Source organism: Streptomyces lienomycini, assembly GCF_027947595.1.
GTDB lineage: Bacteria > Actinomycetota > Actinomycetes > Streptomycetales > Streptomycetaceae > Streptomyces > Streptomyces lienomycini.
Window position 1 is genome coordinate 5,849,337 of record NZ_CP116257.1, and the last position, 25,815, is coordinate 5,875,151.

Annotated in this window: 18 protein-coding genes and 1 tRNA gene; 13 read left to right on the top strand and 6 right to left on the bottom strand. The window is 71.2% G+C overall.

Translation table 11 applies throughout. The features are described from left to right. Positions 1 to 9: 9 nt before the first annotated feature. Positions 10 to 1,524, bottom strand: coding sequence for a 30S ribosomal protein S1 (gene rpsA, locus BJ961_RS26725; protein ID WP_271415342.1), 1,515 nt, complete (start codon positions 1,522 to 1,524; stop codon positions 10 to 12). Positions 1,525 to 1,903: 379 nt separating this feature from the next. Here rpsA and BJ961_RS26730 point away from each other — a divergent pair, with 379 nt between their 5' ends. Together BJ961_RS26730 and BJ961_RS26735 are read left to right on the top strand one after the other, a co-directional pair. After that, positions 1,904 to 2,749 carry a class I SAM-dependent methyltransferase gene (locus BJ961_RS26730; protein ID WP_271417173.1) on the top strand — a complete coding sequence of 282 codons (846 nt, stop codon included), beginning with the start codon at positions 1,904 to 1,906 and terminating at the stop codon, positions 2,747 to 2,749. A gap of 67 nt (positions 2,750 to 2,816) precedes the next feature. Next, positions 2,817 to 5,789, top strand: a complete 2,973-nt coding sequence (locus BJ961_RS26735; RefSeq protein ID WP_271415343.1) for an ATP-dependent RNA helicase — start codon at positions 2,817 to 2,819, stop codon at positions 5,787 to 5,789. A 76-nt stretch (positions 5,790 to 5,865) separates the two neighbouring features. Here BJ961_RS26735 and BJ961_RS26740 read toward each other — a convergent pair whose 3' ends face one another. Next, positions 5,866 to 7,671, bottom strand: a complete 1,806-nt coding sequence (locus tag BJ961_RS26740; RefSeq protein WP_271415344.1) for a lytic transglycosylase domain-containing protein — start codon at positions 7,669 to 7,671, stop codon at positions 5,866 to 5,868. A 252-nt stretch (positions 7,672 to 7,923) separates the two neighbouring features. On the opposite strand from BJ961_RS26740, the gene BJ961_RS26745 reads away from it, so the two are divergent. Continuing rightward, entirely contained in the window at positions 7,924 to 8,781 is an 858-nt protein-coding gene (locus tag BJ961_RS26745) for a DUF4184 family protein (protein ID WP_271415345.1), read from the top strand. On the opposite strand, the gene BJ961_RS26750 is transcribed toward BJ961_RS26745, so the two are convergent. Both BJ961_RS26750 and polA read right to left on the bottom strand, forming a co-directional pair. Beyond that, positions 8,732 to 9,115 (bottom strand): hypothetical protein, encoded by a 384-nt coding sequence (locus BJ961_RS26750; protein ID WP_271415346.1) that lies wholly within the window; start codon positions 9,113 to 9,115, stop codon positions 8,732 to 8,734. The two genes, BJ961_RS26745 and BJ961_RS26750, sit on opposite strands and share 50 nt — an antisense overlap. Before the next feature lie 664 nt (positions 9,116 to 9,779). Continuing rightward, positions 9,780 to 12,503, bottom strand: a complete 2,724-nt coding sequence (gene polA, locus BJ961_RS26755) for a DNA polymerase I (protein ID WP_271415347.1) — start codon at positions 12,501 to 12,503, stop codon at positions 9,780 to 9,782. Positions 12,504 to 12,735: 232 nt separating this feature from the next. Between polA and BJ961_RS26760 the strand changes: the two genes are divergently transcribed. The 8 genes from BJ961_RS26760 (at position 12,736) to BJ961_RS26795 (ending at position 22,476) form a co-directional block, all read left to right on the top strand. Continuing rightward, on the top strand, positions 12,736 to 15,015 hold the full coding sequence (locus BJ961_RS26760; RefSeq protein WP_271415348.1) for an FdhF/YdeP family oxidoreductase: 2,280 nt from the start codon (positions 12,736 to 12,738) through the stop codon (positions 15,013 to 15,015). Positions 15,016 to 15,103: 88 nt separating this feature from the next. Then, positions 15,104 to 15,592 (top strand): PaaI family thioesterase, encoded by a 489-nt coding sequence (locus BJ961_RS26765; protein ID WP_271415349.1) that lies wholly within the window; start codon positions 15,104 to 15,106, stop codon positions 15,590 to 15,592. Positions 15,593 to 15,834: 242 nt separating this feature from the next. Beyond that, entirely contained in the window at positions 15,835 to 16,434 is a 600-nt protein-coding gene (locus tag BJ961_RS26770) for a Tat pathway signal sequence domain protein (protein ID WP_356625756.1), read from the top strand. Positions 16,435 to 16,721: 287 nt separating this feature from the next. Next, positions 16,722 to 17,960 (top strand): branched-chain amino acid ABC transporter substrate-binding protein, encoded by a 1,239-nt coding sequence (locus BJ961_RS26775; protein ID WP_271415350.1) that lies wholly within the window; start codon positions 16,722 to 16,724, stop codon positions 17,958 to 17,960. A gap of 118 nt (positions 17,961 to 18,078) precedes the next feature. Then, the gene (locus tag BJ961_RS26780; protein WP_007388355.1) at positions 18,079 to 19,011 is read left to right on the top strand and encodes a branched-chain amino acid ABC transporter permease; all 933 of its coding nucleotides are present in this window, start codon (positions 18,079 to 18,081) and stop codon (positions 19,009 to 19,011) included. 5 nt (positions 19,012 to 19,016) lie between these two features. Next, the gene (locus BJ961_RS26785; protein WP_271415351.1) at positions 19,017 to 20,843 is read left to right on the top strand and encodes a branched-chain amino acid ABC transporter permease; all 1,827 of its coding nucleotides are present in this window, start codon (positions 19,017 to 19,019) and stop codon (positions 20,841 to 20,843) included. A gap of 5 nt (positions 20,844 to 20,848) precedes the next feature. After that, a complete protein-coding gene (locus tag BJ961_RS26790) occupies positions 20,849 to 21,763 on the top strand; it encodes an ABC transporter ATP-binding protein (protein WP_271415352.1) in 915 nt (304 codons plus the stop codon). Further along, the gene (locus BJ961_RS26795) at positions 21,760 to 22,476 is read left to right on the top strand and encodes an ABC transporter ATP-binding protein (protein ID WP_271415353.1); all 717 of its coding nucleotides are present in this window, start codon (positions 21,760 to 21,762) and stop codon (positions 22,474 to 22,476) included. Before BJ961_RS26790 ends, BJ961_RS26795 begins: the two co-directional genes overlap by 4 nt. 70 nt (positions 22,477 to 22,546) lie before the next feature. On the opposite strand, the gene BJ961_RS26800 is transcribed toward BJ961_RS26795, so the two are convergent. Beyond that, entirely contained in the window at positions 22,547 to 23,203 is a 657-nt protein-coding gene (locus tag BJ961_RS26800; protein WP_271415354.1) for an ANTAR domain-containing response regulator, read from the bottom strand. A 100-nt stretch (positions 23,204 to 23,303) separates the two neighbouring features. On the opposite strand from BJ961_RS26800, the gene BJ961_RS26805 reads away from it, so the two are divergent. Both BJ961_RS26805 and BJ961_RS26810 read left to right on the top strand, forming a co-directional pair. Continuing rightward, positions 23,304 to 23,378: transfer RNA gene (locus BJ961_RS26805), tRNA-Leu, on the top strand. A gap of 106 nt (positions 23,379 to 23,484) precedes the next feature. Further along, complete coding sequence (locus tag BJ961_RS26810; protein ID WP_271415355.1) at positions 23,485 to 24,261, top strand: transcriptional regulator; 777 nt, start codon at positions 23,485 to 23,487, stop codon at positions 24,259 to 24,261. A gap of 4 nt (positions 24,262 to 24,265) precedes the next feature. On the opposite strand, the gene pyk is transcribed toward BJ961_RS26810, so the two are convergent. Next, a complete protein-coding gene (pyk, locus tag BJ961_RS26815; RefSeq protein WP_271415356.1) occupies positions 24,266 to 25,702 on the bottom strand; it encodes a pyruvate kinase in 1,437 nt (478 codons plus the stop codon). Positions 25,703 to 25,815: the final 113 nt, after the last annotated feature.

The following is a 25,815-nucleotide window of genomic DNA, read 5'->3' on the forward strand; positions in this document are numbered from 1 at the left end:
TTCAGAGCGTCAGCTCTGGCCGCCGGCCAGCTTCTCGCGCAGCGCGGCCAGCGCCTCGTCCGACGCCAGGGCGCCGGAGTTGTCGCCGCCCTCGGAGGAGTACGAGCCGCCGCCGCCACCGCCGCCACCGGAGGTGGCCTGAGCCGCACCCGCGGTGTCGACACCCTCGGCAGCGGCCTTCTCGTCCGCCTCGCGGGACTTGATGACCTGCGCCTGGTGCTGCTCGAAGCGCTGCTGGGCCTCGGCGTACTGCGTCTCCCAGGCCTCGCGCTGGGTCTCGTAGCCCTCGAGCCAGTCGTTGGTCTCGGGGTCGAAGCCCTCGGGGTAGATGTAGTTGCCCTGGTCGTCGTAGGACGCGGCCATGCCGTACAGGGTCGGGTCGAACTCGACCACGGACGGGTCGGCACCGAAGGCCTCGTTGGCCTGCTTCAGCGAGAGGCTGATGCGGCGGCGCTCGAGGTCGATGTCGATGACCTTGACGAAGATCTCGTCGTTGACCTGGACGACCTGCTCCGGGATCTCCACGTGGCGCTCGGCCAGCTCGGAGATGTGGACCAGACCCTCGATGCCCTCGTCCACGCGGACGAACGCACCGAACGGCACCAGCTTCGTGACCTTGCCGGGCACGACCTGGCCGATCTGGTGGGTGCGGGCGAACTGCTGCCACGGGTCTTCCTGGGTCGCCTTCAGCGACAGGGAGACACGCTCGCGGTCCATGTCGACGTCGAGGACCTCGACGGTGACTTCCTGGCCGACCTCGACAACCTCGGACGGGTGGTCGATGTGCTTCCAGGACAGCTCGGAGACGTGGACCAGACCGTCGACGCCACCCAGGTCCACGAAGGCACCGAAGTTGACGATCGAGGAGACGACGCCGGAACGGACCTGACCCTTCTGGAGGGTGGTGAGGAACGTCTGGCGGACCTCGGACTGGGTCTGCTCCAGCCAGGCACGGCGGGACAGGACCACGTTGTTGCGGTTCTTGTCCAGCTCGATGATCTTCGCCTCGAGCTCCTTGCCCACGTAGGGCTGGAGGTCGCGGACGCGGCGCATCTCGACCAGGGAGGCCGGGAGGAAGCCGCGGAGGCCGATGTCGAGGATGAGACCACCCTTGACGACCTCGATGACGGTACCGGTGACGATGCCGTCCTCTTCCTTGATCTTCTCGATGGTGCCCCAGGCGCGCTCGTACTGGGCGCGCTTCTTCGAGAGGATCAGGCGGCCTTCCTTGTCCTCCTTCTGGAGAACAAGGGCTTCGATCTCGTCACCGACGGCGACGACCTCGTTGGGGTCGACGTCGTGCTTGATCGAGAGCTCGCGGCTCGGGATGACACCTTCGGTCTTGTAACCGATGTCGAGCAGGACCTCGTCCCGGTCGACCTTCACGATGACGCCGTCGACGATGTCGCCGTCGTTGAAGTACTTGATCGTTTCGTCGATCGCGGCGAGGAAGGCTTCCTCGTTACCGATGTCGTTGACCGCAACCTGCGGGGTGGTGGCGGTGGTCTCGGTGCTGCTCGTCATGTGGGAAAGGGCTCCGGTACGGACATTGAAGTCGTAGGTACTGCTTACGCCGGGAGCCCGTTTCGCTCTGCAGAAGCCGGACAGCCAAGGAAGCGTCACCGAAACCAGGGGTGACACCTCGAGAACCGAGGGGACATACAACAGATGCGAGCGCGACCTGCTACGTCTGAGGTGCGCAGGCCCGCAGCGCAACTTGTAGCATACGGGGGCAGCCGGGCAGGGTCAATGCGCGAAGCCGCACACCCGGGGCAGATCGTCGCATACCCGGCACAAAAGCCGCCTCCCGAGGCCACATGGAGCCCCGGACGCCCCTTTCGCGACACGCGGGGCGGCGCGGGCGGCACGGAAGAGCCCGCAGACTAGTACGAGGGAGCCGGTCATCCAAGAGCCCGTATCGTCCGAGGCCGCAGCGGCGGCAGCGGTGGCAGAAGGAGCCGAACCCGAGGCGACCCGGCGTGCCGCCGGTGTCACGGAGAGTTCCCGCGCCAACCGCGGCTGGTGGGACCGGAACGCGGACGAGTACCAGACCGATCACGGCACCTTCCTCGGCGACGACCGCTTCGTGTGGTGTCCCGAGGGCCTGGACGAGGTGGAGGCCGAGCTGCTCGGCCCGCCGGAGGACCTGAAGGGCAAGAACGTCCTGGAGATCGGGGCCGGCGCCGCCCAGTGCTCGCGCTGGCTGACCGCCCAGGGGGCCCGCCCGGTGGCCCTGGACCTCTCCCACCGCCAGCTCCAGCACGCCCTGCGCATCGGCGGTTCCTTCCCGCTGGTCTGCGCCGACGCCGCGGTGCTGCCCTTCGCGGACGCCTCGTTCGACCTGGCGTGCTCGGCGTACGGGGCGCTGCCGTTCGTCGCCGACCCGCGGCTGGTGCTGCGCGAGGTGTGCCGGGTGCTGCGGCCCGGCGGCCGCTTCGTCTTCTCCGTCACGCATCCGCTGCGCTGGGCGTTCCCGGACGAGCCGGGGCCCGAGGGTCTGTCGGTGTCCGCCTCCTACTTCGACCGCACGCCGTACGTCGAGCAGGACGACGAGGGCCTGGCGGTCTACGTCGAGCACCACAGGACGCTGGGCGACCGTGTCCGGGACGTGGTGACGTCGGGGTTCCGGCTGGTGGACCTCGTCGAGCCGGAGTGGCCGGACTGGAACACCTCGGAGTGGGGCGGCTGGTCGCCGCTGCGGGGCCATCTGATCCCGGGGACGGCGATCTTCGTCTGCGAGCGCGACTGAGCCGTACCGCGGCCGGGGGTCCACGCGCGCGTGGAGAGCGGTTCCGCCGCCGTACGACACTGGGTGCGTGATCCGTTACGACGCCCTGGACGCGCTGCCCGTGCGCGGTGCCCTGCCCGCGCTGCACAACGCCCTGGAGGGGCACGGCACGGCGGTGCTGGTCGCGCCGCCCGGCACCGGCAAGACGACACTCGTGCCGCTCGCGCTGGCCGGGCTGCTGGACGGGGGCGAGGGCCCGGCGCGGCGCGTGGTGGTGGCCGAGCCGCGGCGGATCGCGGCGCGGGCGGCGGCCCGGCGCATGGCGTGGCTGCTGGGTGAGAAGCCGGGCGGGAGCGTCGGGTACACGGTGCGCGGTGAGCGGGTCGTCGGGCCACGCGCGCGCGTGGAGGTCGTCACGACCGGTGTGCTGCTCCAGCGGCTCCAGCGGGACCAGGAGCTGGCGGGCGTCGACGCGGTGGTGCTGGACGAGTGCCACGAGCGGCATCTGGACGCGGACACCACGGCGGCGTTCCTGTGGGACGTACGGCAGGCCCTGCGGCCCGAGTTGCGGCTGGTGGCCGCGTCGGCCACGACCGACGCGGAGGGCTGGGCCCGGCTGTTGGGCGGGGCGCCGGTCGTCGAGGCGCGGGGCGTGTCGTATCCCGTGGACGTCGTGTGGGCGCCACCGGCGCGTCCGGTACGGCCGCCGCACGGGATGCGGGTGGACCCGGCGCTGCTCGCGCACGTGGCGTCGGTGGTGCGCCGGGCGCTGGCCGAGCGGGACGGGGACGTGCTGTGCTTCCTGCCGGGCGTCGGGGAGATCACCCGTGTCGCCGGGCGGCTGCGGGACCTCGGGGACGTCGACGTGCTCCAGGTGCACGGGCGGGCTCCGGCCGCCGTGCAGGACGCGGTGCTGGCGCCCGGGGCGCGGCGCCGGGTGGTGCTGGCGACGTCGGTGGCCGAGTCGTCGCTGACGGTTCCGGGCGTGCGGGTGGTCGTGGACGCCGGACTGGCCCGGGAGCCTCGGGTGGACCACGCGCGGGGGCTGAGCGCGCTGACGACGGTACGGGCGTCGCGGGCGGCGGCGCGGCAGCGGGCGGGCCGGGCCGGGCGTGAGGCGCCGGGGGTGGTGTACCGCTGCTGGGCGGAGGCGGAGGACGTCCGTCTGCCGCGGTTCCCGGCGCCGGAGATCAAGGTGGCCGACCTGACGGCGTTCGCGCTGCAGGCGGCCTGCTGGGGCGATCCCGACGCGTCCGGACTCGCGCTGCTCGACGCTCCGCCGGGCGGCGCGATGGCGGCCGCCCGGTCGGTGCTGACGGCGATCGGCGCGGTGGACTCCGCCGGCCGCGCCACGGACAGGGGCGTCCGGCTGGCCCGGCTGGGTCTGCATCCCCGGCTGGGCCGGGCACTCCTGGACGCGGAGCAACTGGGCGGAGCCGGGGGCGCGTCCCCGGCTGCCTCCGGTACGGGCTCGGGGGCGGGGGCCGGGGGCCGCTCCGGAGCGGAGCGGCCTGGGGCGGACGCCTCCGGGACGAGCGGGGCCGGGGCGGGTGGGGCCGATGCGGGCGGGGCCGGTGCCGGTGGGCCCGGCGCGGGTGGGCCCGGCTCGGGTGGGCCCGGCGCGGGTGGGGCCGGCGCGGGTGAGCCCGGCTCGGGTGGGCCCGGCGCGGGTGGGGCCGGCGCGGGTGAGCCCGGAACAAGTGGGCCCGGCGCGGATGTGGCCAATGCCGGTAGGCCCGGAACGAGTGGAGCCGGCGCGGGTGGGCCCGGCGCGGGTGGGCCCGGCGCGGGTGGGCCCGGCGCGGGTGGGCCCGGAACGAGTGGGGCCGGAACGAGTGGGGCCGGAACGAGTGGGCCGGGAACGAGTGGACCTGGCGCCAAGGGGGCCGCCGGCGGGGCGGCGGGGGTGGTGGCCGAGGTCGTGGGGCTGCTGAGCGAGGAGGCGCCGCGGGAGTACGGGGACGATCTGGTGGCCGTGCTGCGGGCCGCTCGGCGGGGCGGGGACGCGTACGGGGCTCGGTGGCGGGCCGAGGTGCGGCGGCTGCGGGCCGCCGCCGCAACCGGTGGGCGGGCCGGGCAGGTGACCGAGGACGCGCTCGCCGGCCTGGTGGCGGCTCTGGCGTTTCCCGAACGGGTAGGCAGGAAGGTGGACGGCGGCTCCTATCTGATGGTCTCGGGCACCCGGGCGGAACTGCCGGAGTCGTCGGCGCTGCGCGGGGCCCGGTGGATCGCCGTCGCCGTGGCCGACCGTCCCGTGGGCAAGGGGCACGCGCGCGTGCAGCTCGGCGCGGTCGTCGACGAGGGCATCGCACGCCTCGCGGCCGGGGCGCTGCTGGTGGAGCGGGACGAGGTGCACTGGGCCGGCGGCGACGTGGTGGCCCGGCGCGTCGAGCGGCTCGGGGCGGTGGAACTGGCGGTGCGGCCCCTCACCGACGCCGACCCGGGTCTCGTACGGGACGCGCTGCTCGAGGGGCTGCGGCGGGAGGGGTTCGGGCTGTTGCGCCGGTCGGCCGAGGCGGACGTGCTGCGCAAGCGCCTCGGGTTCCTGCGGCGGCATCTCGGTGAGCCCTGGCCGGACGTCACCGACGACGCGCTGCTCGCGCGCGTGGACGAATGGCTGGAGCCCGAGCTGAGCCGGGCCCGGCGGCGGGCCGACCTCGGGCGGGTCGACTTCGGGGAGGCGTTGGCGCGGCTGCTGCCCTGGGCCTCGGGGGAGGCTGCGCGGCTCGACGAGCTGGCCCCCGAGCGGATCGTCGTCCCCAGTGGGTCCAGGATCCGGGTCGACTACGCAGACCCCGAACAGCCGGTCCTCGCGGTGAAGTTGCAGGAGATGTTCGGGCTCCAGCGGTCGCCGGAGGTCGCCGGTGTGCCGCTTCTCGTCCATCTGCTCTCCCCCGCCGGCCGTCCTGCCGCGGTCACCGCCGACCTGGCCTCGTTCTGGAGGGACGGCTACCAGGGTGTACGGGCGGAGCTGCGCGGCCGGTATCCGAAGCACCCGTGGCCCGAGGACCCGGCCACCGCGCAGCCGACGCGCCACACGAAGGCCCGGCTCGGGAAGTGACGACGGCACGGGCCTGCCGAGGGCGCCCCTCCGTCGCGGCGGAGGGGCGCCCTCGGGCGGGTCGGACGGACGTGTCCTACGCCTCCGGCTCGGTGGACGGGCCGGGCGTGGCGCCGGGCGACTCGGCGGGCGGGGTCGACGGCTGGGCCTCGGCCACCTTCAGCTCGACGTCGAGCGTGCCGCCGCCCGGGGTGGTCAGGCGGAGCACGAACGTGCCCGCCGTGTCGTCGGCGAACAGCTCGGGCAGCTTCAGCTGCCCGTCGGCGCCGGTCTTCAGGCCGGTCAGCGTACGGACGGCCGTTCCGTCGTCGTCCTTGAAGTAGGGGCCCTTGTCGTTCTCGCCCGGGTCGGACTCCGACTTGACGAGAGTGGCGGTGACGGCGACCTTGTCCGCGGCGGCGCCCTTGAACGTGGCCTTCACCTCGACCCGGTCCGCGAACGTGCCGCCGGGCGTGCACGTCAGGTCCTTCGCACCGGTGCGGGCGAGGGTGTCGGCGACGCGCTCGGTGACGGTGGCCTTGTAGTCGAGGCCCGCGACGCCGCGGCCGATCACGGTGGCCCGGACGGTGAACCCGCCGGTCTTCTCGCCGGCCACCAGCGCGGGGGCGACGGCCACCCCGGAGGCGTTGGTGGTGACCGCGGCGAATTTCTCGCCGCCGGTGAAGGTGGCGTCCGTGTCGCCGAGGACGGTGAAGCGGATGCGTACCTTGCCGACTGCCTCGCCGGTCTCGGTCTCGGCGCGGGTGCTGATCTTCTTGGCGAAGGTGTCCCCCGCGATGGCGGTGAGCCCCGTGGTACCGGCGTTCTCCAGGTGGTGGACCGTGTCGGTGGGGGTGGGGTCGGGGGTCTCGGTCGGCGGCTCCGGCTCCGTCGGGGGCTCGCTCGGGGAACCGGTGCCCGGGTTGGTGGGCTTGCCCGGATCCGACGGCTTGCCCGGGTTCGACGGCCGGCTCGGTTTCGGCTCGGGGTCCGGGGCGGGCGTCGTCGTGGCGGGGGCCTGGGGCCGGGTGCTCGCACCGGACCCGCGCGACGAGGTGCCGGTGCCGAAGGGGTCGTCGCTGCGGCCGACGGGGAGGCTGCCCGTGCCGTCCGGGATCTCGTGGGTGCCCTTGCGGTAGTGCTCCAGCCACGACCGGACCGTGCGCAGGTAGTCCTGCGAGTTGTTGTAGCTGAGGATGGCGCGGTCGAGGTCGTCCGGGTCGGAGAGGTCCCAGCCGAAGCGGCACAGGTAGTGGCCGGCGGCGAGCGCGGCGTCGTAGACGTTGTTGGGGTCTTCCTTGCCGTCGCCGTTGCCGTCGCGGCCGGCCCACGCCCAGGTGGACGGGATGAACTGCATCGGGCCCACGGCGTTGTCGTAGCTGCTGTTGCCGTCGTAGACGCCGTTGTCGGTGTCCTTGATGAGCGCGAAGCCGTTGCCGTCGAGTTGGGGGCCGATGATGCGGCCGATGGTGGTACCGGCGGCGTCGACGCGGCCGCCGCGGGCCTGGCCGGACTCCACCTTGCCGATGGCGGCGAGGAGTTGCCAGGGCAGGTTGCAGCCGGGCTTGGACTGGCGCAGCGCGGACTCGGCCTTCTTGTAGGCGTCGAGGACGGTCGCCGGGACACCGGCCTCGGCGGAGTCCCGGGAGGCGGGGGTGCCCGTGGTCGGGGCGGGGTTGGGGCTGTTGAGCGGCGGCAGGTCGGTGTAGTAGGGCGAGTTGCCGGTGGCGCTCTCGGCGGACGACGTGTCGGACGTGGGCGCCTTGTCGGCGGTCGTCCGTCTGCCGTTGCCGTCGGCCGTCACGTCGGGGGCCTGGGACGCGGACAGGGCCGCGACCGCGACCGCTGCCACGGTGGTGGTGACCGCCGCCTTGCGGAGCCTCCTGTCGAAATGCGCCGCCATAGAGTGAACCCCTCCCGTGGACGCTGCCGCGTCCGTCTCCGTGCGTGTTCGGCCCTCGTGCTCGCCCGTCGTTCCCGCCGTGCCCGTCCTGCTGTGACGATGACCCTGCGTCCGCGGTCGCACCGCAACTTCCCGAGCCCGGTGATCATCTGTTCGACCAGTACGGTGCCGCAGGCGACCCTACGACAACTTGCTTTGCACGGGCACCCGTTCGTGCCCGATATTCACCAGTTGACCATATGAGGAGTTCCGTTGCCGTTCACCCTCAGTCACGCGGCCGCCGTGCTGCCCGCCGTGCGGGCCGACGGCACCGGCCGGGCGCGGCTGGTGCCGGCGGTGCTGGTGGCGGGATCGTTCGCGCCCGACACGACGTACTACGCGGCGAGTTTCGTCTCCGGGGCGATGGAGTTCGGGGACGTCACGCACTCCTTCCCGGGTGTCTTCACCGTCGACGTCGTCGTCGCCTGGGCTCTGGTGGCGCTGTGGCTGCTGGTCCGCGAACCGCTGGTGGCCCTGCTGCCGCGGGCCGGACGGGGCCGCGTCGCCGTGCTGCTGCGCTGCGGGGCGCCGCGTGCGCGCGGGGCGCCCTCCCTGGTGGCACGGTGGTACCTGTCGGCGGTGCTGGGCGCGCTGACACACGTGGTGTGGGACGCGTTCACGCACCTCGACCGCTGGGGGATGCGGGTGCTGCCCGTCCTGGGGCGGGAGATCGCGGGCTCACCGCTGTACTGGTACCTGCAGTACGGCGGTTCCGCGGTGGCCGCGGTCGTGATCGCCGTGTTCCTGGCGCGGGCGCTGCGCCGGGCGCGGTGGGAGGCCGGGCCGCCGGGTGTTCCGGTCCTCTCGGTGCGGGACCGGTGGTGGGCCGGGCTGTTGCTCGGCGGCTGCGCGGTGGCCGGGGCGGTGCGGCGGGCGACGCGCTGGTGGGACTACTGGGGTGACGTCGCGAAGCCCTGGGAACTGATCCCGACGGTGTGCTTCGGGGCGGGCGCCGGTCTCGTCCCGGCCCTGCTGCTGTACGCCGTGGGGGTCAGGGTGTGGCGTCCTGCCCCGGTCCGCGTCAACCCGTCCGGCGTCGGTGGGGAGCCGGACCGCCGGGTCGCGCGCTGAAGGTGTCGGCGGTCGCGACGAACACGGTGAAGTTGTGGGTGGGCCGCGGCCGCGGCAGCAGGCTGAGAGCCAGCGCGAGGTAGCCGCGGGCCAGGTCGGCCCACAGGCGCCAGGCGGGGGTCTGGTGCGGGGCGGTGGACGTCGGGGCCCGGCGGACGAGTCTGCGGCGGACGTCCGTCGCGGTACGGCGAAGGACCGTCCCGAGGGTGGAGGGGATGCGGCCGGTACTGGCGCCCGGCGCGAAGACCGGGACCGCGAGGAGTGGCAGGCGGGCGGGTCCGTCGGTGCTTGCCCGTGCCGGTACCGTCCGGTGGTGGAGCATGCGTATACCCATGCCCGCATCCTCACGGGAGAGCGGAGCCGGGGCGTTTCGTCGGGGGCCACCGGAGTGACGGACCGGGCGGGCGCGGCGGGAGGGGCTGGGCGGGGCGCCGTGACGTGGCGGACCCGGAGGCGTCCCCGCTCCGGAGCGTTGCCCGACCCGGCGCGAGCGCGAAACCAGGGGCGGTGGAAACGGGCAGGGGTGCCCTGACAGGGAGCACTCGGGGCCTCTCCGCCCCGAAGAGTGCCCTGCCCGGCGCGAGCGCGGGACCGCACGGAGGACGCCGGCGGCAGAGGACGAGGGCGCGGGCAAAGGCGCCGTGACGTGCCGGCTCAGGGCTCCCCGCCCCGTAGGACGCCCAACGCGGCGCGAGCGCGAGACCGGGGGCCTCGGGGACGAGGGCTCCGGCAGGCTGCCATGACGCGGCGCGCTCAGGGCCTCCCCACCCCGGAAGGCATCCGACCCTGCGCGAGCACGGGACCGGGGTGTCGCCCAGTCCGGCGTCGGCGGGACGGCCGACGTTGGCGGGAGGGCCGACGTTGGCGGGAGGGTCGACGTCGGCGGGGTCCCCGGCGTCCACCCGGGCCACTGCTCGCCCCTGCCGTCCCGACGCAGGCTGCCCGCGGCGGCGGGGCGGTCAGAAGGACAGCACCCCGCGACCGCCGGCCGCCGGAGGCTAGTGCGCTGCCGACTCCCAGTCCGGGCCCACGCCCACCGAGACGCCCAGGGGGACGCTGAGCCGCACCGCGTCGGTCATCTCGCGGCGGACCAGTTCCTCCGCCGCCGCGCGTTCGCCCGGGGCGATCTCCAGGACGATTTCGTCATGGACCTGGAGCAGCATGCGGGACCTGAGGTCGGCCTCGCGCAGCGCCTTGTCCACGTTGAGCATGGCGATCTTGACGATGTCGGCCGCCGTGCCCTGGATCGGCGCGTTCAGGGCCATGCGCTCGGCCGCCTCGCGGCGCTGGCGGTTGTCGCTGTTGAGGTCGGGCAGGTAGCGGCGGCGACCGAAGAGGGTCGCCGTGTATCCCGTGGCCCGTGCCTCGTCGACGACCCGGCGCAGATAGTCCCGCACGCCGCCGAAGCGCTCGAAGTAGGCGTCCATCAGGCCGCGGGCCTCGGCCGCCTCGATGTTCAGCTGCTGGGAGAGGCCGAAGGCGGACAGGCCGTACGCCAGGCCGTAGGACATGGCCTTGATCTTGCGGCGCATCTCCGCGTCGACGGCCGACTGCTCGACGGAGAAGACCTGCGCCGCGGCGGTGGTGTGCAGGTCCTCGCCGGAGGTGAACGCCTCGGTCAGGCCCGCGTCCTCCGACAGGTGCGCCATCACCCGCAGTTCGATCTGGCTGTAGTCGGCGGTCATCAGGGACTCGAAGCCCTCGCCGACCACGAAGCCGCGGCGGATGGCGCGGCCCTCGTCGGTGCGGACCGGGATGTTCTGCAGGTTCGGGTCCGTGGAGGAGAGGCGGCCGGTCGCGGCGACCGTCTGGTTGAACGTGGTGTGGATGCGGTCGTCCGCGGCGATCGTCTTGATCAGGCCCTCGACCGTGACGCGCAGCTTGGCCTGCTCGCGGTGGCGGAGCATGATCACCGGCAGCTCGTTGTCCGTCTGGGCGGCGAGCCAGGCCAGGGCGTCGGCGTCGGTGGTGTAGCCGGTCTTGGTCTTCTTGGTCTTCGGCAGGTTCAGTTCACCGAAGAGGACCTCCTGGAGCTGCTTGGGCGAGCCCAGGTTGAACTCCCGTCCGGCCGCCGCGTGGGCCTCCTTCACCGCCTGCTGGACGGCGCCCGCGAACATCTGCTCCATGGCCCGGAGGTGCTCCCGGTCGGCCGCGATGCCGTGCCGCTCCATGCGGGCGAGCAGCGCGGACGTGGGCAGCTCCATGTCGCGCAGCAGGTCGGCGGCGCCGACGTCCGCCAGGCGGCTCTCGAAGGTCTCGCCCAGGTCGAGGATGGCCCGGGCCTGCACCATCAGCACCTCGGCCTCGGCGCCCTCGTCCGCGCCGAAGGCGAGCTGCCCGTCGGCCGCGGCGGCGGGGGCCAGCTCGCGGTGCAGGTACTCCAGGGACAGCGCGTCCAGGTCGAAGGAGCGGCGCCCCGGCTTGACCAGGTAGGCGGCCAGCGCCGTGTCCATGCCCACGCCGGCGACGCTCCAGCCGTGCTCGGCGAAGACCCGCATCGCGCCCTTGGCGTTGTGGAAGACCTTCGGACGCCCCGCGTCGGAGAGCCAGGCCCGCAGCGCCGTCTCGTCGGCCTCGTCGATCTCCGTCGGGTCGAACCAGGCGGCCTTGCCGTCGGACGCGGCCAGCGCGACCTCGGTGACCGAGCCGGTGCCCAGCGCCCAGGTGTCGACGGTGGCCACGCCGAGCGGCCGCGCGCCGTGCTCGGTGAGCCAGCCGGCCAGCTCGCCCGTGCCCAGCACGGTGCCGTCCAGCTCCACACCGTCCTCGACCACCGGGGTGGCCTCGGCCTCCTCGGCGCCCGGGTCGACGGCGTAGAGCCGCTCGCGCAGGGAGGGGTTGCGGATCTCCAGGGTGTCCAGGATCACCGCGACGCCCTTGCGGTCGTACGCCGTCCGCTCCAGGTCGTCGACCGTCCTCGGCAGCTCGACCCGGCGCTCCAGCTCGGTGAGCCGGCGGTTGAGCTTGACGGACTCCAGGTGGTCGCGCAGATTCTGCCCGACCTTGCCCTTGACCTCGTCGACGCGCTCGACCAGTTCGGCGAAGGATCCGAACTGGTTGATCCACTTCGCGGCCGTCTTCTCGCCGACGCCCGGGATGCCGGGCAGGTTGTCGGACGGGTCGCCGCGCAGGGCCGCGAAGTCGGGGTACTGGGTGGGGGTCAGCCCGTACTTCTCGAAGACCTTCTCCGGCGTGAAGCGGGTCAGCTCCGAGACGCCCTTGGTCGGATACAGGACCGTGGTGTGCTCGCTGACCAGCTGGAAGGAGTCCCGGTCGCCGGTGACGATCAGGACGTCGAAGCCCTCGGCCTCGGCCTGGGTGGCGAGGGTGGCGATGACGTCGTCCGCCTCGAAGCCCTCGACGGCGAAGCGGGGGACGTGCATCGAGTCGAGCAGCTCGCCGATCAGCTCCACCTGCCCCTTGAACTCGTCCGGGGTCTTGGAGCGGTTCGCCTTGTACTCGGTGAACTCCTCGGACCGCCAGGTCTTGCGGGAGACGTCGAACGCCACCGCGAAGTGCGTGGGTGCCTCGTCACGCAGGGTGTTGGCCAGCATCGACGCGAAACCGTAGATCGCGTTGGTCGGCTGGCCCGTCGCGGTCGTGAAGTTCTCCGCGGGCAGCGCGAAGAACGCGCGGTACGCCAGCGAGTGCCCGTCCATGAGCATCAGCCGCGGTCGGCCGCCGGAGGTGCTGTCGGTCTTCTTCGATGCTGTCTTCGCCACGACACCGATCCTGCCATGTGGCACTGACAGTCGGTGCCGGGTGCGCCTGTGGCACGGGTGCGGTTCTACGGTGCGGGTGCGTCGTGGCTGGTCGCGCCCACGCGGCGGAGCCGCACATCGAGCAGAGCCCCGCGCCCCTTCAGGGCGCCGGTCGCGCCCGTCATCCCAAGCTGTCGGCGGCGCGTGCGAGGATCGGAGACGTACTTCACACGTGTACGCGAAGGAGCGCGCGATGGCCACCAAGCCGCCCAAGGGTGATCCGGTTCAGGACGCGCCGCAGGTCTCACAGCCGCAGCACGCGGCGGCGGGCATCCCGGCGATCGGTCACACCCTGCGGATCGCGCAGCGGCAGATGGGCGTGCGACGGACGGCGCTGACGCTGCTGAACGTCAACCAGAAGGACGGCTTCGACTGCCCGGGCTGCGCCTGGCCGGAGGGCGACCACCGGCACAGGGCGGAGTTCTGCGAGAACGGCGCGAAGGCCGTGGCCGAGGAGGCCACCCTGCGCCGTGTCACCCCGGAGTTCTTCGCCGCGCACTCCGTCGCCGACCTCGCGACCCGCAGCGGCTACTGGCTGGGCCAGCAGGGCCGCCTGACGCACCCGGTGTACCTGCCGGAGGGCGGCGAGCACTACGAACCGGTCACCTGGGAGCGCGCCTTCGACATCGTCGCCGAGGAGATCACGGCGCTGGACTCGCCCGACGAGTCGGTCTTCTACACCTCAGGACGCACCAGCAACGAGGCGGCGTTCCTCTACCAGCTCTTCGCGCGCGAGCTGGGCACCAACAACCTGCCGGACTGCTCCAACATGTGCCACGAGTCGTCCGGCTCGGCCCTGTCCGAGACCATCGGCGTCGGCAAGGGCAGCGTCCTGCTGGAGGACCTCCACAAGTCCGACCTGATCATCGTGGCGGGCCAGAACCCGGGCACCAACCACCCGCGGATGCTCTCCGCCCTGGAGAAGGCCAAGGCGAACGGCGCGCGGATCATCAGCGTCAACCCGCTGCCCGAGGCGGGTCTGGAACGCTTCAAGAACCCGCAGACCCCCAAGGGGCTCACCGCGGGCGCCTCGCTCACCGACCTGTTCCTGCAGATCCGGCTCGGCGGCGACCAGGCCCTCTTCCGGCTCCTCAACAAGCTGATCCTGGAGACCGAGGGCGCGGTCGACGAGTCCTTCGTCGCGGAACACACGCACGGCTACGACGCGTTCGCCGCGGCCGCCCGCGGCGCCGACTGGGACGAGACGCTCGCGGCGACCGGTCTCACGCGCGCGGAGATCGAGGAGGCGCTGCGCATGGTGCTCGCCTCGAAGCGCACCATCGTGTGCTGGGCGATGGGCCTGACCCAGCACAAGCACTCGGTGCCCACCATCCGCGAGGTCGTGAACTTCCTGCTGCTGCGCGGCAACATCGGCCGCCCGGGTGCGGGTGTCTGCCCGGTGCGCGGCCACTCCAACGTGCAGGGCGACCGCACGATGGGCATCTTCGAGCGGCCCGCGCCCGCGTTCCTGGACGCGCTGGAGAAGGAGTTCGGCTTCGCCCCGCCGCGCGAGCACGGCTACGACGTCGTACGGGCGATCCGCGCGCTGCGGGACGGCGAGGCGAAGGTCTTCTTCGCCATGGGCGGCAACTTCGTCTCCGCCTCCCCCGACACGGAGGTCACCGAGGCGGCCATGCGCCGCGCCCGCCTCACCGTGCACGTGTCGACGAAGCTGAACCGCTCGCACGCGGTCACGGGCGCACGGGCGCTGATCCTGCCGACGCTGGGCCGCACGGAACGCGATCTCCAGGGCGGCGGCGAGCAGTTCGTGACCGTCGAGGACTCCATGGGCATGGTGCACGCCTCGCGCGGGCGGCTGGAGCCCGCGAGCCGCCAACTGCTCTCCGAGCCGGCGATCGTGTGCCGCCTGGCCCGCCGAGTGCTGGGCGAGGACAGCCGCACGCCGTGGGAGGAGTTCGAGAAGGACTACGCGACGATCCGCGACCGCATCGGGCGGGTCGTCCCCGGCTTCGAGGACTTCAACGCGCGCGTGGCGCATCCCGGGGGCTTCGCGCTGCCGCACGCCCCGCGCGACGAGCGGCGCTTCCCGACGGCCACCGGAAAGGCCAACTTCACCGCCGCGCCGGTCGAGTTCCCCGAGCTGCCCGAGGGGCGGCTGCTGCTCCAGACGCTGCGCTCGCACGACCAGTACAACACCACGATCTACGGCCTGGACGACCGCTACCGCGGGATCAGGAACGGCCGCCGCGTCGTCCTGGTCAACCCGGAGGACGCCGGGAAGCTGGGCGTCGAGGACGGTGCGTACGTCGACCTGGTGAGCGAGTGGCGGGACGGGGTTGAGCGGCGGGCGCCCGGTTTCCGCGTCGTGCACTATCCGACGGCGCGGGGCTGCGCGGCGGCGTACTACCCGGAGACCAACGTCCTGGTGCCGCTGGACGCCACGGCGGACACCAGCAACACCCCGGCCAGCAAGTCCGTGGTCGTCCGTCTGGAACAATCGGCGACCGACTGAGCGTTTGCTCAGCGAAGCGAAGCGGCCGACCGGTCCCGCGACCGGCCCGCAGGCGCACACAGGCGGATCGACGAAACGGAGCCGGCCCATGGGCGAGCAGCAGCAGGTGCAGTTCCCGCAGGAGGTCATCGACGAGTACGCCGCGCTCGGCGTCGACCTGCCCGCCCTGTTCTCCGCCGGGCCCCTGGGGACGCGCATGGGCGTCCAGATCGTCGAGGCGTCGGCGGACCGGGTCGTCGGCACCATGCCGGTGGAGGGCAACACCCAGCCGTACGGGCTGCTGCACGGCGGCGCCTCGGCGGTGCTGGCCGAGACGCTCGGGTCGGTCGGCTCGATGCTCCACGGCGGCGCGTCCAAGATCGCCGTGGGTGTCGACCTGAACTGCACGCACCACCGCGGGGCCCGCTCCGGCCTGGTCACCGGAGTGGCCACGCCGGTGCACCGGGGCCGGTCGACGGCGACGTACGACATCGTGATCAGCGACGAGCAGGACCGGCGGGTGTGCACGGCCCGCCTGACCTGCCTGCTGCGCGACGTGAACCCCGGCGACGGGGCGAAGGCGGGCAAGGCGGGCTGAGCCCCACCCCGCCCCGTCCCCTCACGGACCCGGCGACGGCGACGCGGGGCACCCCCGTCCCGCCCGACCGCCGCCGGGCACCGGCCCCGCGGGACACTGGACGGCGCCCGGCCCCGCGGCGACCATCGGTCCATGGCGCTGTCCGACCGGCGGTACGGCATCCCGCGGAAGATCTCGGACCCGGCGCGGGCCGTGCGGCGCGGCCGGGGCGCCCGCGGCGGCCCGAGCGGCGGCCCGCGGCGGTGACGCGCGGCATCGGACCGATCGAGCCCGGCGAGGAGACCCACGCCCGGGACACAGCGCACGCCCGGCCGCGCGGGCGTCTCGCCCGGCGCTACGACCGCCACCGCCGGGCCGTCCTCGCCTCCGCCGCCGCCCTCGTCGTCCTGGCGGGCGGCGGTTACCTGTACGCGAGCCGACCGGAGCCGGGGCCCGCTCCCCCGCCGCCGTACCCGTCCCAGGTGGTCGACGTCGTCTACGTGGCCCCCGTGGCCGGCCCGCCCGGGGACCGGGCGGGCGACTTCAGCTTCTCGGTGCTGCTGAGTGTGCGCTCCGGCCCGCCCGTCACCGTGACCCGGCTGACGCAGCCCTACGACGGCCTGTCGGTGACGTCCTCCCCCAGGGCACCTTTCCAGACAAAATCACATTCCGCCCGCAAGATCATTTTCACGATACGGGTGACGGAATGTGAAAAAGCGCCCCGGAATCTCAGCCTCCCTTTCTTGGATGTAACGCTGCGTAATACGCGTGCAATACAAGCCCACAGTTTCATCCTGGGTGGGCGCTATGCGCAGGACCTCTCCGAGGCCCTTGAGGTCGCCTGCAGCAACGATTCACGGTAATCACCAAAACGCCCCAGACGCCTGAACATGGGCCGTTGGTCCTGCGGGTTCTCAGCATGCGGACAGGGCGAATCGGCCTGAATTCCGCCCTTCTTCCCAGCCAGTACCGCTCTGCATTACCCGGTGTCATAACAAGAGAGTCACAGCATCAGTCAGACCCTCCTCCACGTTCCCCACACCCGCTTAGAGTCACGGCCAGTCACTGCGCCGTCGGATTATCAGTTCGGCCCAGCGCTCGACTCGACCGCCTCCACGGGGAAGCGGCCGCGCCAGGGAAAGGACTGATCGTGCGTCAACGTTCGCTCATCGCCATCACCGCCGCTCTGGCGGCGGGAGCGCTCACCCTCACCGCCTGCGGCTCGCGTGACGACGACGGCGGCGGCTCGGACTCCGGCAAGGGCGGCGGTGGCACCACCGTCGTCATCGGCGTCGACGCCCCGCTGACCGGCGACCTGTCCGCGCTCGGCCTCGGCATCAAGAACTCGGCGGACCTCGCGGCCAAGACGGCCAACAAGGAGAAGACCGTCGACGGCATCACCTTCGAGGTCGAAGCCCTCGACGACCAGGGCCAGCCGTCCGTCGGCCAGCAGAACGCCACCAAGTTCGTCGCCAACGACAAGGTCCTCGGCGTCGTCGGCCCGCTGAACTCCTCCGTCGGCGAGTCGATGCAGAAGGTCTTCGACACGGCGAAGCTGGTCGAGGTCTCCCCGGCCAACACCAACCCGTCGCTCACCCAGGGCGTGGACTGGCAGACCAAGAAGGTCCGGCCCTACAAGTCGTACTTCCGCACCGCGACCACGGACGCCATCCAGGGCCCGTTCGCCGCGCAGTACGTCTACAACGACTCCAAGAAGCGCAAGGTCTTCGTCATCGACGACAAGAAGACCTACGGCGCCGGCCTCGCCAAGACCTTCACCGAGGAGTTCAAGAAGCTCGGCGGCCAGGTCGTCGGCACCGAGCACATCAACCCCGACACCAAGGACTTCAACGCCGTCGCCACCAAGGTCAAGAACTCCGGCGCCGACGTCGTCTACTACGGCGGCGAATACCCGCAGGCCGGCCCCCTGAGCAAGCAGATCAAGGCAGCAGGGGCCAAGATTCCGCTGGTCGGCGGAGACGGCATCTACAGCGCCGACTTCATCAAGCTCGCCGGCGCCAGCGGCACCGGCGACCTCGCGACCTCCGTCGGCGCCCCGGTGGAAGAACTGCCCTCCGCCAAGGAATTCGTGGCGAACTACAAGACCGAGGGATACAAGGAGGCCTACGAGGCCTACGGCGGCTACTCCTACGACTCCGCCTGGGCGATCATCGAGGCCGTCAAGAAGGTCGTCGAGGCCAACGACGGCAAGCTCCCCGACGACGCCCGCTCCAAGGTCGTGGACGCCATGCAGGACGTCTCCTTCGACGGTGTGACCGGCAAGGTCTCCTTCGACGAGTTCGGTGACGCCACCAACAAGCAGCTCACCGTGTACGCCGTCGAGAACGGTGCCTGGGGTTCCGTCAAGTCCGGCACCTTCACCGGCTGACACACCCACCCGCACCACCCAGCCCACGAGCCGCGCGGGGCGCTGTTCCACAGGCGCCCCGCGCGCACTCGCATCCGGCCACATCCGTCGAACGTCCGAAAGTCTCGGAGGACATGCGGTGAACGAACTGCCGCAGCAGCTGGTCAACGGCCTGCTACTGGGATCCATGTACGGGCTGATCGCCATCGGCTACACAATGGTCTACGGCATTGTCCAGCTCATCAACTTCGCCCACGGCGAGATCTTCATGACCGGCGCCTTCGGCGCGCTCACGGTCTACGTCTACATCCTGCCCGACGGCACCTCCATGCTGATCGCCCTGCCCCTGATGCTCCTCGGCGCCATGGTCGTCTCCGTCGCCGTCGCCGTCGGGGCGGAACGGTTCGCCTACCGGCCCCTGCGCGGAGCCCCCCGCCTCGCCCCCCTCATCACGGCCATCGGCCTCTCCCTCGCCCTCCAGCAGGCGGTGTGGGCCTGGTACCCCGAGGCCAAGTCGGCCCGGACCTTCCCGCAGATCGACGGCGGCCCCTTCCACATCGGCAGTGTCACCCTGCAGACCGGCGACATCTTCCTGTTCATCGCCGCCCCGGTGAGCATGGCCATCCTCGGCTTCTTCGTGATGCGCACCCGCACCGGACGGGGCATGCAGGCCACCGCACAGGACCCGGACACCGCCAAGCTGATGGGCGTCAACACCGACCGCATCATCGTGGTCGCGTTCGCGCTCGGCGCCGTCTTCGCCGCCGTCGGGGCCGTGGCCAACGGCCTCAAGTACGGCCAGATCGACTTCAAGATGGGCTTCATCCTCGGCCTCAAGGCGTTCACCGCGGCCGTCCTCGGCGGCATCGGCAACATCTACGGCGCCATGATCGGCGGCATCACCCTCGGCGTCGCCGAGACCCTGGCCACCGCCTACATCGCCGACATCCCCGGCCTGGACAAGTTCGGCAGCCAGTCCTGGTCCGACGTCTGGGCCTTCATCCTCCTCATCCTCGTGCTGTTGTTCAGGCCACAGGGCCTGCTCGGCGAACGCGTTGCGGACAGGGCGTGACACCGATGACCACACAGACCACCGCGCCGAAGAACACCGGTGCCCCCGCCGCGAGCGACGCCTCCGGCCTCATCGGCATCCCCGCGCACATCGGCCGCGCCCTCGCCACCGGCGGTGGCGTCCTCACCGTCGTCTCCACCTTCCTCGCCTGGACCTGGACCGCGGAGTTCCCCGGCGACCTCACCGTCTACGGCTACCCGGGCGGCCTCCAGGTGCTGGTGCTGGTCGCCGGCGCCCTCACCGCGCTCATCGGCCTCGCGTCGTACGGCGTCAAGGGGCTGCGCTGGCTCGTGCCGGCCGGCGCCGACGCGGCCCTCCGCTTCGCCGCTCTCGCCGCCTTCGCCACCGCCTGGTACACGGTCATCGCGATCAGTGCCCAACTCGGCGGCGTCGTCAACCTGGAGCCCGGCGGCTACGTCGCGGCCGCCGCCACCCTGATCACCTTCCTCGGCTCCCTCGCCCTGCCCGTCGAGCGCCCCGAACCCGACCCGTTCGACCCCGACGACACCGGCTGGGAGCGGTTCAAGCACACCAGCTCCCACAACTGGCAGATCGTCAAGGCGGCCTTCGCCTCCGGCAGCCCGCGCCCCGTGCGCGCCCTGCCGTCCTACGCCGAGATCCTGATCATCGTCGCCGTCCTCGCCGTCGGCCTGTTCGTCTTCACCTACGGCATCGGCACCGAGTACGACGAACTCTTCGTCGGCTTCCTCATCACGGCCGGCTTCGGCTTCGCCGCCCTCAACAAGTCCGGCCTGATCGCCCAGGTCTCCGAGATCACGGCACGCCACCAGAACATCACCGTCTGCGGCGCGTTCGTCGCGGCGGCCTGCTTCCCCTTCACCCAGTCCGACGACCAGTACGCCACCATCGGCGTCTACATCCTCATCTTCGCCACGGTCGCCCTGGGCCTGAACATCGTCGTCGGCCTCGCCGGCCTGCTCGACCTCGGCTACGTCGCCTTCCTCGGCGTCGGCGCCTACGCCGCCTCCATGGTCTCCGGCTCCCCCAGCTCGCCGTTCGACCTGCACCTCCCCTTCTGGGGCGCGGTCCTCGTCGGCGCCGCCGCCTCACTGGTCTTCGGCGTCCTCATCGGCGCCCCCACCCTGCGACTGCGCGGCGACTACCTCGCCATCGTGACCCTCGGCTTCGGAGAGATCTTCCGGATCACCGCCAACAACCTGGACGGCACCTCCGGGCCGGACGTCACCAACGGCTCCAACGGCATCTCGTCCATCCCCGACCTCAACGTCCTCGGCTTCGACCTCGGCATCGCGCACGACATCGGCGGCTTCACCATCGGCCGGTTCGCCAACTACTTCTTCCTCATGCTCGTCATCACGGCCGTCGTCGTCCTCGTCTTCCGACGCAGCGGCGACTCCCGCATCGGCCGCGCCTGGGTCGCCATCCGCGAGGACGAGACCGCCGCACTCGCCATGGGCATCAACGGCTTCCGCGTCAAACTCATCGCCTTCGCCGTCGGCGCCTCCCTCGCCGGACTCGCCGGCACCGTACAGGCCCACGTCACCTACACCGTGACCCCCGAGCAGTACCTCTTCGCCGGCACCACCCCGCCCAACTCCGCCTTCCTGCTCGCCGCGGTCGTACTCGGCGGCATGGGCACCATCGCCGGCCCGCTCATCGGCGCCTCGCTGCTCTTCCTGATCCCCAACAAGCTCCAGTTCCTCGACGACTACCAGCTCTTCGCCTTCGGACTCGCACTCGTCCTGCTGATGCGCTTCCGCCCCGAAGGACTCATCGCCAACCGGCGCCGCAAGCTGGAATTCCACGAAGAGGCCGAAGCGCCCACAGTCCTGAGCAAGACAGGGGCCTGACCACCATGACCACCGACACCACCACCAAGGACACCGCACCGGGCGCCCCCGCCCCCGGCACCACCATCCTCGACGCACGCGGTGTCACCATGCGCTTCGGCGGACTCACCGCCGTGAACAACGTCGACCTCACCGTCAACAGCGGCGAGATCGTCGGCCTGATCGGACCCAACGGCGCCGGCAAGACGACCTTCTTCAACTGCCTCACCGGCCTCTACATCCCCACCGAGGGAGAGGTCCGCTACAAGGACCGCGTCCTGCCGGCCAAGTCCTTCAAAGTGACCGCCGCCGGCATCGCCCGCACCTTCCAGAACATCCGCCTCTTCGGCAACATGACCGTCCTGGAGAACGTCCTCGTCGGCCGCCACACCCGCACCAAGGAAGGCTTCTGGTCGGCCGTACTGCGCGGCCCCGGCTTCCATCGCGCCGAGAAGGCCTCCCGCGAACGCGCCCTGGAACTCCTGGAGTTCGTCGGCCTCGCCGCCAAGGCCGACCATCTCGCGCGCAACCTGCCCTACGGCGAGCAGCGCAAGCTGGAGATCGCCCGCGCCCTCGCCAGCGAACCGGGACTGCTCCTCCTGGACGAGCCGACCGCCGGCATGAACCCCCAGGAGACCCGAGCCACCGAAGAACTCGTCTTCGCGATCCGCGACCAGGGCATCGCCGTCCTCGTCATCGAGCACGACATGCGCTTCATCTTCAACCTCTGCGACCGCGTCGCCGTCCTCGTCCAGGGCGAGAAACTCGTCGAGGGCGACAGCGCCACCGTGCAGGGCGACGAACGCGTCGTCGCCGCCTACCTCGGCGAACCCCTCGAGAACGACCCGGGCGCCGCGGAGGCCGCCGAGGTGGAGGCCGCCGAAGCCGCCCAGGCCGACACCACCAAGGACACCGCGGCCGGCAAGGAGAACGACCGATGACCGCACTCCTCGAGGTCGAGGACCTCCGCGTCGCCTACGGCAAGATCGAAGCCGTCAAGGGCATCTCCTTCACGGTCGACGCCGGCGAAGTGGTCACCCTCATCGGCACCAACGGCGCCGGCAAGACCACCACCCTGCGCACCCTCTCCGGACTGCTCAAACCGGTCGGCGGCCAGATCAGGTTCGGCGGCAAGTCCCTCAAGAAGACCCCCGCCCACCAGATCGTCTCCCTGGGCCTGGCCCACTCGCCCGAGGGCCGGCACATCTTCCCCCGCATGACCATCGAGGACAACCTCCGCCTCGGCGCCTTCCTGCGCAACGACAGGCCCGGCATCGAGAAGGACATCCAGCGGGCCTACGACCTCTTCCCGATCCTCGGCGAACGCCGCAAGCAGGCCGCGGGCACCCTCTCCGGCGGCGAGCAGCAGATGCTCGCCATGGGCCGCGCCCTCATGTCCCAGCCGAAACTGCTCATGCTCGACGAACCTTCCATGGGCCTCTCACCGATCATGATGCAGAAGATCATGTCGACGATCGCCGAGCTGAAGTCCCAGGGCACAACCATCCTGCTCGTCGAGCAGAACGCCCAGGCAGCCCTGTCCCTGGCGGACCACGGACACGTCATGGAGGTCGGCAACATCGTCCTGTCCGGCACCGGCCAGGACCTCCTCCACGACGAGTCGGTCCGCAAGGCCTACCTCGGCGAGGACTGACCCACCCGGCAGACCGCACGGCGAAGGCCCGCGCCCCCCTCACGGGGACGCGGGCCTTCGCCACGCTCGCTCAGCCCTTGGACGCCTTCTTCTCCTCGGCGTCCTGAATGACCGCCTCGGCCACCTGCTGCATCGACATCCGCCGGTCCATCGACGTCTTCTGGATCCACCGGAACGCCGCCGGCTCGGTCAGCCCGTACTCCGTCTGCAGCACCGACTTCGCACGGTCCACCAGCTTCCGCGTCTCCAGACGCAGGCTGAGGTCCGCGACCTCCTTCTCCAGCGCCTTCAGCTCCGTGAACCGCGAGACCGCCATCTCGATCGCCGGCACGACGTCACTCTTGCTGAACGGCTTCACCAGGTACGCCATGGCCCCGGCGTCCCTGGCCCGCTCCACCAGGTCGCGCTGCGAGAACGCGGTCAGCATCAGCACCGGCGCGATGCTCTCCTCGGCGATCTTCTCCGCCGCGGAGATGCCGTCCAGCTTCGGCATCTTCACGTCGAGGATCACCAGGTCGGGCCGGTGCTCCCGGGCCAGCTCGACGGCCTGCTCCCCGTCACCGGCCTCGCCGACGACGGAGTACCCCTCCTCCTCCAGCATCTCCTTGAGATCCAGCCGGATGAGCGCCTCGTCCTCGGCGATGACGACACGGGTCGTCAGCGGAGGCACGTGCGACTGCTCGTCATCGGTCACGTCGGCGGGCTGGGGCGACTCGGGGGCGGTCACGTGGGCTCCTCGTTCGGGGCAGGGGTGCTGCTGACAAGAGCCTACCTAGCTGCGGTAAGGTGTACGCGCGGAGGGTCGGGGGAAACCTTCGATCCCGCGGGCCCCGGTAGCCCAATTGGCAGCAGGCAATGGATTCAAAACCCATACAGTGTCGGTTCGAGTCCGACCCGGGGCACTTTTCCTTGGTTTCCAAGATTACCGTCAGCGAGTGGATGTCCACGTTCTCGTGAACATCCATTTTTTGCTGTGTGTCGATGCTTCCGCGCCCGCAGAGTGGCCGCATGTACGACGTGAGCACACGAACGCGAGCACTGGCCTTGGTGGCACAAGGGCGGAGCCTGAACTCGGTCAGCAAGGAAACCGGCATATCCCGCGCCGCCATCCGCTCCTGGCAGACCCGCATCGAGCCTCTGCCACGCATGCGACAAGGCTTCTGCTCGCTCTGCGGTCCGACGGCCAAGCCACCCGAGGACCGGGCGGCATACGCCTACCTGCTCGGTCTCTATCTCGGCGATGGCTGCATCAGCCCCGGCGCACGGTCGGGCTACTTCCTCCGGATTGCCTGCGCCGACGCGTGGCCCGGCCTCGTCGATGCGTGCGCTGCCGCGGTCCAGGCCGTCAATCCCAGCGGCAAGGCCCACCGGGTCCAAGCCGTCGGATACACGTCCGTGGTCGGCTACAGCGGACACTGGCCCTGCTTCTTCCCTCAACACGGCCCCGGCAAAAAGCACGATCGCCGGATCGCTCTCGATCCTTGGCAACAGACGATCGTCGACGCTCACCCCTGGGCGTTCGTCCGGGGCCTCATCCACTCCGACGGCTGCCGCATCACCAATTGGACCCAGAGGAGCGTCGGCGGGGTACTCAAGCGCTACGAATATCCCCGGTACTTCTTCACCAACGTCTCGGCCGACATCCGCCGCCTGTACACCGACACCCTCGACTCTCTCGGCGTCGAGTGGACCCGGTGCACACGCAACGGGATCCCTTTCAACATCTCCGTAGCCCGCAGAGCCTCCGTGGTCCTCATGGACGCTCACGTCGGGCCCAAGTACTGACGGCCTACTGGGGACTGTCGTCCTCCCCGATGTGGTGGACCCGTACCAGGTTCGTCGTGCCGGACACCCCCGGCGGTGAGCCGGCCGTGATGACCACGACGTCGCCCTTCTCGCAGCGGCCGTACCGGGTGAGGAGCTCGTCCACCTGGTCGACCATCGCGTCCGTGGAGTCCACGTGCGGGCCGAGGAACGTCTCCACGCCCCAGGTCAGGCTCAGCTGCGAGCGGGTCGCCGGTTCCGGGGTGAAGGCGAGCAGGGGGATGGGTGAGCGGTAGCGGGAGAGGCGGCGGACGGTGTCGCCGGACTGGGTGAAGGCGACCAGGAACTTCGCGCCGAGGAAGTCGCCCGTCTCGGCGGCGGCGCGGGCGACGGCGCCGCCCTGAGTGCGGGGCTTGTTGCGCTCGGTCAGCGGCGGCAGCCCCTTGGCGAGGATGTCCTCCTCCGCGGCCTCGACGATGCGGGCCATGGTGCGCACCGTGTCGGTGGCGTGCTTGCCGACGCTGGTCTCGCCGGAGAGCATCACCGCGTCGGTGCCGTCGATGACGGCGTTGGCGACGTCCGAGGCCTCGGCGCGGGTCGGCCGGGCGTTGTCGATCATGGAGTCGAGCATCTGGGTGGCGACGATGACCGGCTTGGCGTTGCGCTTGGCGAGCTTGACGGCGCGTTTCTGGACGATCGGCACCTGTTCCAGGGGCATTTCGACGCCGAGGTCGCCCCGGGCGACCATGATGCCGTCGAAGGCGGCGACGATGTCCTCGATGTTCTCGACGGCCTGCGGTTTCTCGACCTTGGCGATGACCGGGAGGCGGCGGCCCTCCTCGTCCATGATGCGGTGGACGTCGAGGACGTCGCGTCCGCTGCGCACGAAGGAGAGGGCGACGGCGTCGAAGCCGGCCCGCAGCGCCCAGCGCAGGTCGTCCTCGTCCTTCTTCGACAGGGCGGGCACGGACACCGCGACGCCGGGGAGGTTGAGGCCCTTGTGGTCGGAGACCATGCCGCCCTCGACGACCTTCGTGCGGACGCGGGGTCCGTCGACGCCGGTCACCTGGAGGCAGACCTTGCCGTCGTCGACGAGGACGCGTTCGCCGGGGGTGACGTCCTCGGCGAGGCCGGCGTAGGTGGTGCCGCAGACGTGGCGGTCGCCGGTGACGCCTTCCTCGACGGTGATGGTGAAGGTGTCTCCGCGTTCAAGGAGTACGGGTCCTTCTCCGAAGTGGCCGAGGCGGATCTTCGGGCCCTGAAGGTCGGCGAGGGTGCCGACGCTGCGGCCGGTCTCGTCGGATGCCTTGCGGACACGGTGATAGCGCTCTTCGTGTTCGGCGTGGGTGCCGTGGCTGAAATTGAAGCGGGCGATGTCCATTCCGGCGTCGACCAGGTCTTTGATCTGGTCGTAGGAGTCGGTGGCGGGCCCAAGAGTGCAAACGATTTTCGCTCGGCGCATGGGTCGAGCCTATGACTTACCGACGGGTAGCGAATTGGCCGTGTATGACCACTCAACAACCTTTGAGTAAAGGGTTATTGACAAGTGTTGAATTGTGCGCCCGGCCGCTCCGA

What these genes read in the sequence shown, in the direction of transcription:
- rpsA (WP_271415342.1), bottom strand. Translation starts at nt 1,524, where the DNA reads ATGACGAGCAGCACCGAGACCACCGCCACCACCCCGCAGGTTGCGGTC.
- BJ961_RS26740 (WP_271415344.1), bottom strand. Translation starts at nt 7,671, where the DNA reads ATGGCGGCGCATTTCGACAGGAGGCTCCGCAAGGCGGCGGTCACCACC.
- BJ961_RS26750 (WP_271415346.1), bottom strand. Translation starts at nt 9,115, where the DNA reads ATGGGTATACGCATGCTCCACCACCGGACGGTACCGGCACGGGCAAGC.
- BJ961_RS26760 (WP_271415348.1), top strand. Translation starts at nt 12,736, where the DNA reads ATGGCCACCAAGCCGCCCAAGGGTGATCCGGTTCAGGACGCGCCGCAG.
- BJ961_RS26765 (WP_271415349.1), top strand. Translation starts at nt 15,104, where the DNA reads ATGGGCGAGCAGCAGCAGGTGCAGTTCCCGCAGGAGGTCATCGACGAG.
- BJ961_RS26785 (WP_271415351.1), top strand. Translation starts at nt 19,017, where the DNA reads ATGACCACACAGACCACCGCGCCGAAGAACACCGGTGCCCCCGCCGCG.
- BJ961_RS26790 (WP_271415352.1), top strand. Translation starts at nt 20,849, where the DNA reads ATGACCACCGACACCACCACCAAGGACACCGCACCGGGCGCCCCCGCC.
- BJ961_RS26795 (WP_271415353.1), top strand. Translation starts at nt 21,760, where the DNA reads ATGACCGCACTCCTCGAGGTCGAGGACCTCCGCGTCGCCTACGGCAAG.
- BJ961_RS26810 (WP_271415355.1), top strand. Translation starts at nt 23,485, where the DNA reads ATGTACGACGTGAGCACACGAACGCGAGCACTGGCCTTGGTGGCACAA.
- pyk (WP_271415356.1), bottom strand. Translation starts at nt 25,702, where the DNA reads ATGCGCCGAGCGAAAATCGTTTGCACTCTTGGGCCCGCCACCGACTCC.